The sequence below is a fragment of the Streptomyces yangpuensis genome (assembly GCF_024666385.1).
Classification (GTDB): domain Bacteria; phylum Actinomycetota; class Actinomycetes; order Streptomycetales; family Streptomycetaceae; genus Streptomyces; species Streptomyces yangpuensis.
The window spans coordinates 4,448,865-4,461,216 of record NZ_CP102514.1 but is presented as its reverse complement, the minus strand read 5'-3'; the positions used below and the strand labels follow the sequence as shown (position 1 = coordinate 4,461,216).

Sequence of the window (12,352 nt, the reverse complement as noted above, 5' to 3'; positions counted from 1 at the left end):
CGCGGCACCCCCTCACGCCAGGGAAGGGACGGCATCCCCATGCCCGCAGACCTCGCCGTCATCGGACTCGGCCACCTCGGCCTTCCGCTCGCCCAGGCGGCCGTCGCCGCCGGGATCGAGACGGTCGGCTACGAAAGCGGCCCGGTCACCGACTCCACTCTCTCCGCCGCCGAGATCCGCCGCATGTCGGCGGCCGGCTTCCGGGTCACCACCGACCCCGCCGAGCTCGGCCGGGTCCGCACGGCCGTCATCTGCGCGCCCACCCGGCTGGGCGCCGACCGCGCGCTGGACCTCTCCGCCGTGGGCGGCGCGGGCCGCGCCCTCGCCGCACGCCTGCGCCCCCACACCACGGTGATCCTCGAATCCGCCGCCCACCCCGGCGTCACCGAGGACTACCTGCGGCCGATCCTGGAAGAGGGATCCGGACTCCGCGCGGGCCGGGACTTCCACCTGGCCTACTCCCCCAGCCGCCTCGACCCCGGCAACCGGACGCACGGCATCGCCAACACCCCCAAGGTGATCGGCGGCCTCACCCCCGCCTGCACCGAGTCCGCGCACGCCTTCTACGCCCGCCTCACCGAGAAGGTCGTCCGCGCCCGCGGCCTGCGCGAGGCCGAGACCGTTCAGCTCCTCGAAACCAACTACCGCCACGTCAACATCGCCCTGATGAACGAGATGGCCGTGCTCTGCCACGACCTCGGCGTCGACCTGTGGGACGTCATCCGCTGCGCCGAGACCAAGCCGTACGGCTTCCAGGCCTTCCGCCCCGGCCCCGGCGTCGGCGGCCACGGCGTCCCCCTCGACCCGAACTACCTCCCCCACACCACCCGCACCCCCGGCCACCCACTGCGCATGGTCGGCCTGGCGCAGGAGATCAACGACCGGATGCCGCAGTACGTCATCCAGCGCTCCGCCACCCTGCTGAACGAGCACGGCAAGTCCGCCCGCGGGGCCCGCGTCCTGCTGCTCGGCGTCACGTACAAGCCCGACCTCGCCGACCAGGAGGGCTCCCCGGCCGGCGAGATCGCCAGCCGCCTCATCGACCTCGGGGCACTGATCAGCTACCACGACCCGTACATCACGGGCTGGCGGGTCAGGGACCGGCCGGTCCCCCGCGCCGAGTCCCTCTACGAGGCCGCGGCCAACGCCGACCTGACGATCCTGCTCCAGCACCACCGCACCTACGACATGCAGGCCCTGGCGGTGAAGGCCCAGCTCCTCCTGGACACCCGCGGCGCCGGCCCGGCAGGCGCCGCCCACCGCCTCTGAGTACCGGGATCACCCGGACAGGCCGACTGTGCAACATTCGTTGCACAGATGTTGCACCGGGAGTAGCCTGGACGCATGGCGACGACCATAGGGTTCAGGCCCACCGAAGAGGACGAGCGGATCATCGCGGCGGCCATGCGCGACGGCGAGCGGACCAGTGACGTGATCAGACGGGCCCTGCGGCTGCTGGAGCGGGAGGCGTGGCTCGAACAAGCACGCGTCGCGGCAGAGCGGCTGGCGGACGAGGACCTGAACGCCGAACCGGACGCCTGGTGATCCGCGGCGCCGTCTACCGCGTGGACCTGGGCGACGCCAAGCGCGGGCACGAGCAGCGGGGCAAGCGCTTCGGCCTCGTCCTGAGCCCGAGCGGCATGGCCTGGAGCGTGGTGACCATCGTCCCCATGTCGACCAGCGCCCAGGCATCCCCCTTCCGTCCCGAGCTGGAGATCGGCGGAAGGCTCACGCGGTTGCTGGTCGACCAGATCCGCACGATCGACGTGTCGTTCGTGCACGGCGACCCTGTGCACTATCTGGACCGGTACGAGCTCGCCCAGGTCGAACACGCCGTCACGCTGTACCTCGGTCTGTGACCCGACGCCGGAGGGCCGGCACCCGAGCGGGGTGCCGGCCCTCCGGCTTACGCGGTGGGAACCGTCAGCGGCGGTGCTGGGAGTCCGCGACCGTGACCTCGACCCGCTGGAACTCCTTGAGCTCGCTGTAGCCCGTGGTGGCCATCGAACGGCGCAGCGCGCCGAAGATGTTCATCGAGCCGTCCGGGCTGTGCGAGGGACCGGTGAGGATCTCCTCGGTGGTGCCGACGGTGCCGAGGTCGACCTTCTTGCCGCGCGGCACGTCCTCGTGGACGGCCTCCATGCCCCAGTGGTTGCCCTTGCCGGGCGCGTCGGTGGCGCGGGCCAGCGGGGAGCCCATCATCACCGCGTCGGCGCCGCAGGCCACGGCCTTCGGGATGTCGCCCGACCAGCCCACACCGCCGTCGGCGATGACGTGCACGTAGCGGCCGCCGGACTCGTCCATGTAGTCGCGGCGGGCCGCGGCCACGTCCGCGACGGCGGTCGCCATCGGGACCTGGATGCCGAGGACGTTGCGCGTGGTGTGCGCCGCGCCGCCGCCGAAGCCGACCAGCACGCCCGCGGCGCCGGTGCGCATCAGGTGCAGGGCCGCGGTGTAGGTGGCGCAGCCGCCGACGATGACCGGGACGTCGAGCTCGTAGATGAACTGCTTGAGGTTCAGCGGCTCGGCCGCGCCGGAGACGTGCTCGGCGGAGACGGTGGTGCCGCGGATGACGAAGATGTCCACGCCCGCGTCGACGACGGCCTTGGAGAACTCGGCGGTGCGCTGCGGGGAGAGCGCGGCGGCGGTGACGACGCCCGAGTCGCGCACCTCCTTGATGCGCTGCCGGATCAGGTCGGCCTGGATCGGCGCGGAGTAGATCTCCTGGAGGCGGCGGGTGGCGGCCTCCTCGTCCAGCTCCGTGATCTCGTCGAGCAGCGGCTGCGGGTCCTCGTAGCGGGTCCACAGGCCTTCGAGGTTCAGCACGCCGAGGCCGCCGAGCTCACCGATGCGGATGGCGGTCTGCGGGGAGACGACCGAGTCCATGGGGGCGGCCAGGAAGGGGAGCTCGAAGCGGTACGCGTCGATCTGCCAGGCGATCGAGACCTCCTTCGGGTCCCGGGTACGCCGGCTCGGGACGATGGCGATGTCGTCGAACGCGTACGCCCTGCGGCCGCGCTTGCCGCGCCCGATCTCGATCTCAGTCACGTGTGGTGGCCTTTCCTCTGGGTCTGCCCGTCCAGTATCCCCGAACCCCGGCGGGCCGCGTTCCGGTGACCGCTGTACGGACGTCATGCCAGAGGGGCGGACCCGGTGACCCGGGTCCGCCCCTCAGTGTCGCGGCTGCTCAGCCCTTGCGGCTGTAGTTCGGGGCCTCGACGGTCATCTGGATGTCGTGCGGGTGGCTCTCCTTGAGGCCCGCCGAGGTGATGCGCACGAAGCGGCCGTTGTCCTGGAGCTCGGGCACGGTGCGCCCGCCCACGTAGAACATCGACTGGCGCAGGCCGCCGACGAGCTGGTGGACGACCGCGGCCAGCGGGCCGCGGTAGGGCACCTGGCCCTCGATGCCCTCGGGGATGAGCTTGTCGTCGCCGCCCACGCCCTCCTGGAAGTAGCGGTCCTTGGAGAAGGAGCGCTGGTCGCCGCGGGACTGCATCGCGCCGAGCGAGCCCATGCCGCGGTAGGACTTGAACTGCTTGCCGTTGATGAAGAGCAGCTCGCCCGGGGACTCCTCGCAGCCCGCGAGCAGCGAGCCGAGCATCACCGTGTCGGCGCCCGCGACCAGGGCCTTGGCGATGTCGCCGGAGTACTGCAGGCCGCCGTCGCCGATGACCGGGACGCCGGCCGCCTTGGCGGCGAGCGCGGCCTCGTAGATCGCGGTGACCTGCGGGACGCCGATGCCGGCGACGACGCGGGTGGTGCAGATGGAGCCGGGGCCGACGCCGACCTTGATGCCGTCGCATCCGGCGTCGATCAGCGACTGGGCGCCGTCGCGGGTCGCGACGTTGCCGCCGATGACGTCCACGGAGGAGTTCGACTTGATCTTGGCGACCATGTCGCCGACCAGCCGGGAGTGGCCGTGGGCGGTGTCGACGACGATGAAGTCGGCACCCGCCTCGATCAGGGCCTGGGCGCGGTCGTACGCGTCACCGGCGACGCCGACGGCGGCGCCGACCAGGAGGCGGCCGTCCTTGTCCTTGGCGGCGTTCGGGTACTTCTCGGCCTTGACGAAGTCCTTGACCGTGATGAGGCCCTTGAGGATGCCCGCGTCGTCGACCAGCGGAAGCTTCTCGATCTTGTGGCGGCGCAGCAGCTCCATGGCGTCCACGCCCGAGATGCCGACCTTGCCCGTGACCAGCGGCATCGGGGTCATGACCTCGCGCACCTGGCGGCTGCGGTCCGACTCGAAGGCCATGTCGCGGTTGGTGACGATGCCGAGGAGCCGGCCCGCGGGGTCGGTGACCGGGACACCGGAGATGCGGAACTTCGCGCAGAGCTCGTCGGCCTCGCGCAGGGTCGCGTCCGGGTGCACCGTGATCGGGTCGGAGACCATGCCGGACTCGGAACGCTTCACGAGGTCGACCTGGTTGGCCTGGTCCGCGATGGAGAGGTTGCGGTGCAGCACGCCGACGCCGCCCTGGCGGGCCATCGCGATGGCCATGCGGGCCTCGGTGACCTTGTCCATGGCCGCGGACAGCAGCGGGATGTTCACGCGCACGTTGCGGGAGATGAGGGAAGAGGTGTCGATGTCGTCCGGTGCCATGTCCGACGCGCCCGGCAGCAGCAGCACGTCGTCGTAGGTCAGTCCGAGCGTGGCGAATTTGTCGGGCACTCCGTCGGCGGTCATGACACCTTCCCAAATGGTCTTGCTCAGCGCGGATGTCCATGCTAACGGGATCGGGACGCGTCTCATTCCACGACCAAGGTCAACCAGAAGATTCGTAGTTTCCTACGTTTCCTACGCGCAGGCCTACTGCTCGGCGAGCGCGCGGAGCCGACTGAGCGCCCGGTGCTGGGCCACGCGCACGGCTCCTGGGGACATCCCGAGCATCTGACCGGTCTCCTCCGCGGTCAGCCCGACGGCCACCCGCAGGACGAGGAGTTCGCGCTGGTTCTCCGGCAGGTTCTCCAGCAGCTTCTTGGCCCATGCGGCGTCACTGCTGAGCAGCGCGCGCTCCTCCGGGCCCAGCGAGTCGTCCGGCCGTTCCGGCATCTCGTCCGACGGCACGGCCGTGCTGCCCGGGTGCCTCATGGCGGCCCGCTGCAGGTCGGCGACCTTGTGCGCGGCGATGGCGAAGACGAATGCCTCGAAGGGGCGGCCGGTGTCCCGGTAGCGCGGCAGCGCCATCAGGACGGCGACGCAGACCTCCTGCGCCAGGTCCTCCACGAAGTGGCGAGCGTCACCCGGGAGCCGTGACAGCCGGGTGCGGCAGTAGCGGATGGCCAGGGGGTGCACGAAGGCAAGCAGGTCGTGCGTGGCCTGCTCGTCACCCTCCACCGCGCGGCGTACGAGCGCGCTGGCGCCCCCGGCACTGCCGCCGACGGCGGCGCCGGTGGGGCCTGTGGCCGCAGGGGACCCCAGGGCCTCGTCGTCGCGCATCCGTCCATGGTGCCTTGGCGCCGGAGCATCCGCGGCACCGTGGCCCTTGTTGTGCGTCGAAGCGTTATGAGCGGGTGCGCCGGAACTCTTCATCTGCGCCCTCCCCTCCCGCTCGGCCGAATAGTCCCCGAGAGACTCCACACCCTCAAGGATGCGGCATCGCGCACGAAGCGAGACGTCCCCCGGATTGTGCCCCGCCAACCCCCGGGTGCGCACCGGGTACGGCGGGACGGGGCTGCCGCGACGAGAAGAGGCGCCGGGAGGCACCGGGCGACGGCAAGAGCGGCGCGCCGCCCCGTCCACCGGTGGCGGACGGGACCGCTCTCGACGATCCGCGGTCTGCGGCGGTCCGGGCCGGGCCCGGCCGCGGCCGGGTCAGCGGACGAGACCCCAGCGGAAGCCGAGCGCCACGGCGTGCGCGCGGTCCGAGGCGCCGAGCTTCTTGAACAGCCGGCGCGCGTGCGTCTTGACCGTGTCCTCCGAGAGGAAGAGCTCGCGCCCGATCTCCGCGTTGGACCGGCCGTGGCTCATGCCCTCCAGCACCTGGATCTCGCGCGCGGTGAGGGTGGGCGCGGCGCCCATCTCGGCGGAGCGGAGCCGGCGGGGGGCCAGTCGCCAGGTCGGGTCGGCGAGGGCCTGGGTGACCGTGGCCCGCAGTTCGGCGCGCGAGGCGTCCTTGTGCAGGTATCCGCGGGCGCCGGCGGCGACCGCGAGGGCCACGCCGTCCAGGTCCTCGGCGACCGTCAGCATGATGATGCGGGCGCCGGGGTCGGCCGAGAGGAGGCGGCGGACCGTCTCCACACCGCCGAGCCCGGGCATCCGTACATCCATCAGGATGAGGTCGGAGCGGTCGGCGCCCCAGCGGCGGAGGACTTCCTCGCCGTTGGCAGCCGTCGTCACACGCTCGACGCCGGGCACGGTGGCAACCGCGCGACGGAGCGCCTCTCGGGCAAGCGGGGAGTCGTCGCAGACGAGGACGGATGTCATGACCGCCCTCCGCAGCTGCTGATGCGCGTCACCTTGAGCCTCCAGGCTGGTACGTATCGTCACCTGTGCGGTCGATGCCCCCGGACATCTGTCCGAGAACTCATTGGTTCAACCGCCTTCGCACTCTCAACGATGGTCACTCGAAAGAGTTACGGGTCGGACGGACACCTTCGGCACTCTACGTGAGGAAGCGATCACAACCGTGGAGGCGCACCCAGCCTGTCCTCCATCTGGAGCTATGCCCTATTTGGCGGCTTTCCTTCCGTTTGGCACGTGTCTGAGGCTAGATTCCCAATGAGTCATATTTACATCTACTCCGACAGTAGGTGTGGAGACCCTTGGAGACATGGACCCGTATCCGCCTCAGTACCGGCACCAAGAGGACTACCAATGGCAGATTTCTCCCGCCTCCCCGGACCGAACGCCGACCTCTGGGACTGGCAGCTGCTAGCCGCCTGCCGCGGGGTCGACAGCTCCCTCTTCTTCCACCCGGAAGGCGAGCGGGGCGCGGCCAGGAGCGCGCGCGAGGCCTCGGCTAAAGAGGTCTGCATGCGATGCCCGGTTCGTTCGGAATGCGCCGCGCACGCACTCGCCGTCCGTGAGCCCTACGGGGTGTGGGGCGGCCTCACCGAGGACGAACGCGAGGAACTGATGGGCCGCGCCCGGCATCGACTCATCCCCGCGTCGAGTGCGATCGGACCGATCGCGCCGCACTGAGAGCCGACGAAACGACGGAAGGAACGTTTCCTCCGCACCACTGGCAGGCCCGGGCGTGTAGCGGCCCGGTTTCACGCGTTCGGCCGTACGCGCACCCCGCGCGTACGGTCAGCGCGCGGCCGCCCGCTCCAGCTCGGCCAGGGTCGCGGCCACGGCCGGTACCCGGGCCAGGTCGGGCAGGGTCAGCGCCACGACCTCCCGCTCGACGGCCGGTTCCACGACGAGCGTGCTGACGCCCTTGGCCCGTACGGACTCCACCGCGAGCTCCGGCAGCACCGCGACGCCCAGCCCGGCGCCCACCAGGCCGACCACCGCCGGGTAGTCGTCGGTGGCGAAGTCGATGCGCGGGGTGAAGCCCGCGTCCTCGCACACCTCCACCAGATGGCGGCGGCAGCGGGGGCAGCCCGCGATCCAGGGCTCGTCCGCCAGCTCCGCCATGCCCACGCGCTCCGCCCCGGCCAGCGCGTGCCCCTCGGGGACCAGCCCCACGAGCCGGTCGGTCAGCAGCGGCCGCACCACGAGGTCCTCCCACTCGGCCGCGGACCCGGCCGCCCCGCCGTAGCGGAAGGCCAGCGCCAGATCGCAATCGCCCTCGCGCAGCATCTCCACCGATCGCGGCGGCTCGGCCTCGACCAGCGAGATACGGGTGCCCGGGTGCCCGGCACGCATCGCCGCGAGCGCGGTCGGCACCAGGGTGGAGCTGCCGCTGGGGAAGGACACGAGCCGCACCCGGCCCGCGCGCAGTCCGGCGATGGCCGCGACCTCCTCCTCGGCGGCCGTCAGCCCGGCCAGGATCCCGGCGGCGTGCCGCACCAGGGCCTCGCCCGCCTGCGTCAGCCGCATCTCGCGGCCGGTGCGGATGAGCAGCGGGGTGCCGGCCGACTGTTCCAGCGCCTTCATCTGCTGGGAGACGGCGGGCTGGGTGCAGCCGAGTTCGCGCGCGGCGGCGGAGAAGGACCCGGTCCCGGCGACGGCGCGCAGTACCCGGAGATGACGTGCCTCGATCACCCTTCGAGCATAAGGCCCTCTTTCATCGCCGCGCGAATACCCCCGTGACGCTTTGGGGCCGCGCGGTTAGCCTGTGGGCATGGGCCCCATGCATCTGATCTCCGTGAACGTCGGCACCGCCACGCCTTCCGAGCACACCGACGCGGAGAGCGGGGTGACGGGCATCGGCAAGCGTCCCGTCCCCGGGCCGGTCCGCGTCTTCGCTCCCGGCGACAAGGCCACCGGCCTGGGCAGCGGCCTGGACGGCGACGCCATCTGCAACCGCCGCCACCACGGCGGCGACCACCAGGCCGTCTACGCGTACGCCCGCGAGGACCTCGACCTGTGGGAGCGGGAGCTGGGCCGCGAGCTGCCCGGCGGGCTCTTCGGCGAGAACTTCACGACCTCCGGCATCGACCTGAACACCGCACGGCTCGGCGACCGCTGGCGGGTCGGCGCGGACCTGGTCCTGGAAGTGGCCTCGGCCCGCATCCCGTGCCGCACGTTCCAGGGGGCGCTGGGCGAGGCGGGCTGGGTGAAGCGGTTCACCCGGGAGGCCCGGCCGGGCGCGTACCTGCGGGTGATCCAGGAGGGCTCGGTCTCCCCCGGCGACCCCATCGAGATCATCCACCGGCCGGACCACGACGTGACGGTGCAGCTGTGGTTCCGCGCCTTCACCACCGAGCGCGCCCTGCTGCCGCGCACCCTCGCCGCGGGCGCGGCGATGGAGCCGAAGGCACACGAGACCGTGCGCCAGTACGTGGAGAAGTACGGGGCCGGGGCCGGGGCGCGTTAGCGCTGTCGTCCGGGGCGGCTAGGTTGCGCCTATGACGACTGCGCTGATTACGGGATCCACGGCGGGCATCGGCGCCGCCTTCGCACGCAAACTCGCCGCCGAGGGACACAACCTGGTGCTGGTCGCGCGCGACACGAAGCGGCTCGGCGAGCAGGCCACCGAGCTGCACGACCGGCACGGCATCGAGGCCGAGGTGCTGGCCGCCGACCTCGCCACCGAGGCGGGCATCGCGGCGGTCGAGAAGCGTCTCGGTGACCGTACGCACCCCGTGGACCTGCTGGTCAACAACGCCGGCTTCGGCAACAAGGGCCGCTACCTCGAGGTCTCCATGGCCGACGAGCTGACCATGCTGAAGGTGCACGTCGAGGCGGTGCTGCGGCTGACCTCGGCGGCCTCGGAGTCGATGCGCTCGCGCGGCCGCGGCGGCGTGATCAACGTGGCCTCGGTGGCCGCCTTCGTACCCCGGGGTACGTACGGGGCCAGCAAGGCCTGGGTCGTGCAGTTCACCCAGGGCGCGGCGCGGGACATGGCCGGGTCCGGGGTCCGGCTGATGGCGCTGTGCCCGGGCTTCGTCCGGACGGAGTTCCACCAGCGCGCCGGCATGGGCACGGACAACATCCCCGGCTGGATGTGGCTGGACGCCGACAAGCTGGTGGCGGCGGCCCTGGCCGACCTGGCCCGCGGGAAGACGGTGTCGATCCCGGACCCGCGGTACAAGGCCCTGATGGGCGTGGTGAAGCTGACGCCGCGCGGGCTGCTGGGCGGGGTGTCCTCGCGCACGGGCCGCAAGTACGGGCCGCAGTAGCGTTCGTGACCCGCCGGTAAGGCCCTGTCGACACCCACCGAAGCCGCCAAATATTACCAATCTCCCTAAACTGGACATGTCCCATCTCCAGCGGGAGGCGACGCGATGACATTCGTACAAGTGATCGATTATGAAACCACGCGGTTCGATGAGATGAACGCGCTCATAGACCGATGGGCGGAACAGAGCAGCGGCAGGCGCACCGCCACGCACACGATGATCGGCCAGGACCGCGAGGCCCGGAACCACTACGTGGACATGGTGGAATTCGCCTCGTACGAGGAGGCGATGAAGAACTCTCAGCTCCCCGAGACGGACCGGATGTTCCAGGAGATGGTGGCCCTCTGCGAGGGAATGCCGACCTTCATGAACCTCGACGTGGTCCGCGACGAGCACCTCAACAAGCAGCTCTGCAACCGGGTGTTCCAGGAAGCCGCGATGGCCGGCGACATGAGCGTCCTCGACGAGTGCTTCGCGACGAACTACATCGACCACGACGTCAGCAAGGAGGAGGCCACCGTCATCGGACGCGAGAGCATGCGCTCCGACATGGAGATGTGGCGCGCGGGCTTCGACATGACCTTCGAGCCGGTGGCCCAGGTGGCCGAGGGCGACATGGTCACGACGGTGTGGAACTGGCGCGGCACCCACAAGGGAGAGTTCATGGGGGTCGCACCGACCGGGAAGACGTACGAGATGTCCGGGACCACGACCTTCCGGTGCACGAACGGAGAGATCGTCGAGGGCTGGTGGCACTACAACCCCGCAGCCCTGCAACGTCAGATGGGCGGAACCGGAACGCCCTACGGAACCTGAGACCCGAACACGGGGAAGGCCCCGCTCCGCGACTGCGGAACGGGGCCTTCGACGTGGAACGCGATCAGTGGCTGTGGCCGTGACCGTGGCCGTGACCGGCGTCGCCCTCGTCCTCCGCCGGCTTCTCGACGACCAGGGTCTCGGTCGTGAGCAGCAGGGAGGCGATGGAGGCGGCGTTCTCCAGCGCGGAACGGGTGACCTTCACCGGGTCGATGACGCCGGCCTTGACCAGGTCGCCGTACTCGCCGGTGGCGGCGTTGAAGCCCTGGCCCTTGTCGAGCTCGGAGACCTTCGAGGTGATGACGTAGCCCTCGAGGCCGGCGTTCTCGGCGATCCAGCGCAGCGGCTCGACGGCGGCGCGGCGCACGACCGAGACACCGGTGGCCTCGTCGCCCGACAGGCCGAGGTTGCCCTCGAGGACCTTGACGGCGTGGACGAGCGCGGAGCCACCGCCGGAGACGATGCCCTCCTCGACCGCGGCGCGGGTCGCGGAGATGGCGTCCTCGAGACGGTGCTTCTTCTCCTTGAGCTCCACCTCGGTGGCGGCGCCGACCTTGATGACGCAGACGCCGCCGGCGAGCTTCGCCAAGCGCTCCTGCAGCTTCTCGCGGTCCCAGTCCGAGTCCGTGGCCTCGATCTCGGCCTTGATCTGGTTCACGCGGCCGAGGACCTCGTCGGAGCTGCCCGCACCGTCGACGATGGTGGTGTCGTCCTTGGAGATGGTGACGCGGCGGGCGGAGCCCAGTACGTCCAGACCGGCCTGGTCGAGCTTGAGGCCGACCTCCTCGGCGATGACGGTGGCACCGGTGAGGGTGGCCATGTCCTGCAGCATCGCCTTGCGGCGGTCACCGAAGCCCGGGGCCTTGACGGCCACCGCGTTGAAGGTGCCGCGGATCTTGTTGACGACGAGGGTGGAGAGCGCCTCGCCCTCGACGTCCTCGGCGATGATCAGCAGCGGCTTGGAGCCACCGGCCTGGATGACCTTCTCCAGCAGCGGCAGGAGGTCCTGGATCGAGGAGATCTTGCCCTGGTTGATCAGGATGTACGGGTCGTCGAGGACGGCCTCCATACGCTCCTGGTCGGAGACCATGTACGGCGAGAGGTAGCCCTTGTCGAAGGCCATGCCCTCGGTGAACTCCAGCTCCAGGCCGAAGGTGTTGGACTCCTCGACGGTGATGACACCGTCCTTGCCGACCTTGTCCATCGCCTCGGCGATGAGCTCGCCGACCTGGGCGTCCTGCGCGGAGAGCGCGGCCACGGCGGCGATGTCGGACTTGTCCTCGATCGGGCGGGCGGTCGCGAGGAGGTCCTCGGACACGGCCTTGACCGCGGCGTCGATGCCCTTCTTCAGGGCGGCCGGGGAAGCGCCGGCGGCGACGTTGCGCAGACCCTCGCGGACCAGCGCCTGGGCCAGCACGGTGGCGGTGGTGGTGCCGTCACCCGCGATGTCGTTGGTCTTGGTCGCCACCTCCTTCACGAGCTGCGCGCCCAGGTTCTCGTACGGGTCGTCCAGCTCGACCTCGCGGGCGATGGTGACACCGTCGTTGGTGATGGTGGGGGCGCCGAACTTCTTGTCGATGACGACGTTGCGGCCCTTGGGGCCGATCGTCACCTTGACCGTGTCGGCAAGCTTGTTGACGCCGCGCTCGAGGGCGCGACGGGCGTCCTCGTCGAACTTCAGGATCTTCGCCATGGGAGCGGTTCAGCCCTCTCGAAAACTCGGTTTAACGGGCTGCGCCCCTCGCCGCCCGGCAATCAGCGGGGTGACCAGGGGCGCAGCTCAAAGCAGTGCTGTGAAGCGAAA

At 70.7% G+C, this 12,352-nt stretch carries 13 protein-coding genes; 7 read left to right on the top strand and 6 right to left on the bottom strand.

Features of this window, described 5'->3' with window-relative positions; translation table 11 throughout:
- Window positions 1-39: 39 nt before the first annotated feature.
- The 3 genes from NRK68_RS20545 to NRK68_RS20535 all read left to right on the top strand — a co-directional run bounded on the left by NRK68_RS20545 (window position 40) and on the right by NRK68_RS20535 (window position 1,859).
- Complete coding sequence (locus tag NRK68_RS20545; protein WP_183066914.1) at window positions 40-1,269, top strand: nucleotide sugar dehydrogenase; 1,230 nt, start codon at window positions 40-42, stop codon at window positions 1,267-1,269.
- Between the two features lie 75 nt (window positions 1,270-1,344).
- Window positions 1,345-1,545 carry a hypothetical protein gene (locus NRK68_RS20540; RefSeq protein WP_046779220.1) on the top strand — a complete coding sequence of 67 codons (201 nt, stop codon included), beginning with the start codon at window positions 1,345-1,347 and terminating at the stop codon, window positions 1,543-1,545.
- Complete coding sequence (locus NRK68_RS20535) at window positions 1,542-1,859, top strand: type II toxin-antitoxin system PemK/MazF family toxin (protein ID WP_308296230.1); 318 nt, start codon at window positions 1,542-1,544, stop codon at window positions 1,857-1,859. Before NRK68_RS20540 ends, NRK68_RS20535 begins: the two co-directional genes overlap by 4 nt.
- A gap of 64 nt (window positions 1,860-1,923) precedes the next feature.
- On the opposite strand, the gene NRK68_RS20530 is transcribed toward NRK68_RS20535, so the two are convergent.
- From NRK68_RS20530 to NRK68_RS20515, 4 genes are all read right to left on the bottom strand, one after another.
- A complete protein-coding gene (locus NRK68_RS20530) occupies window positions 1,924-3,048 on the bottom strand; it encodes a GuaB3 family IMP dehydrogenase-related protein (RefSeq protein WP_030659524.1) in 1,125 nt (374 codons plus the stop codon).
- Between the two features lie 139 nt (window positions 3,049-3,187).
- The gene (guaB, locus tag NRK68_RS20525; protein ID WP_183066916.1) at window positions 3,188-4,687 is read right to left on the bottom strand and encodes an IMP dehydrogenase; all 1,500 of its coding nucleotides are present in this window, start codon (window positions 4,685-4,687) and stop codon (window positions 3,188-3,190) included.
- 123 nt (window positions 4,688-4,810) lie between these two features.
- On the bottom strand, window positions 4,811-5,440 hold the full coding sequence (locus NRK68_RS20520; RefSeq protein ID WP_183066917.1) for a sigma-70 family RNA polymerase sigma factor: 630 nt from the start codon (window positions 5,438-5,440) through the stop codon (window positions 4,811-4,813).
- 375 nt (window positions 5,441-5,815) lie between these two features.
- Window positions 5,816-6,427 (bottom strand): response regulator transcription factor, encoded by a 612-nt coding sequence (locus tag NRK68_RS20515; protein WP_003948568.1) that lies wholly within the window; start codon window positions 6,425-6,427, stop codon window positions 5,816-5,818.
- A 390-nt stretch (window positions 6,428-6,817) separates the two neighbouring features.
- Between NRK68_RS20515 and NRK68_RS20510 the strand changes: the two genes are divergently transcribed.
- On the top strand, window positions 6,818-7,144 hold the full coding sequence (locus NRK68_RS20510) for a WhiB family transcriptional regulator (RefSeq protein ID WP_030027725.1): 327 nt from the start codon (window positions 6,818-6,820) through the stop codon (window positions 7,142-7,144).
- Window positions 7,145-7,252: 108 nt separating this feature from the next.
- On the opposite strand, the gene NRK68_RS20505 is transcribed toward NRK68_RS20510, so the two are convergent.
- On the bottom strand, window positions 7,253-8,152 hold the full coding sequence (locus tag NRK68_RS20505; RefSeq protein ID WP_183066918.1) for a LysR family transcriptional regulator: 900 nt from the start codon (window positions 8,150-8,152) through the stop codon (window positions 7,253-7,255).
- Between the two features lie 88 nt (window positions 8,153-8,240).
- Here NRK68_RS20505 and NRK68_RS20500 point away from each other — a divergent pair, with 88 nt between their 5' ends.
- The 3 genes from NRK68_RS20500 (at window position 8,241) to NRK68_RS20490 (ending at window position 10,548) form a co-directional block, all read left to right on the top strand.
- On the top strand, window positions 8,241-8,927 hold the full coding sequence (locus NRK68_RS20500) for an MOSC domain-containing protein (RefSeq protein ID WP_257857891.1): 687 nt from the start codon (window positions 8,241-8,243) through the stop codon (window positions 8,925-8,927).
- A gap of 31 nt (window positions 8,928-8,958) precedes the next feature.
- A complete protein-coding gene (locus NRK68_RS20495; RefSeq protein ID WP_183066919.1) occupies window positions 8,959-9,732 on the top strand; it encodes an SDR family NAD(P)-dependent oxidoreductase in 774 nt (257 codons plus the stop codon).
- Window positions 9,733-9,852: 120 nt separating this feature from the next.
- On the top strand, window positions 9,853-10,548 hold the full coding sequence (locus NRK68_RS20490) for an ester cyclase (RefSeq protein ID WP_373023626.1): 696 nt from the start codon (window positions 9,853-9,855) through the stop codon (window positions 10,546-10,548).
- A 64-nt stretch (window positions 10,549-10,612) separates the two neighbouring features.
- Here NRK68_RS20490 and groL read toward each other — a convergent pair whose 3' ends face one another.
- A complete protein-coding gene (gene groL, locus NRK68_RS20485) occupies window positions 10,613-12,241 on the bottom strand; it encodes a chaperonin GroEL (protein WP_183066921.1) in 1,629 nt (542 codons plus the stop codon).
- Between the last annotated feature and the right edge of the window lie 111 nt (window positions 12,242-12,352).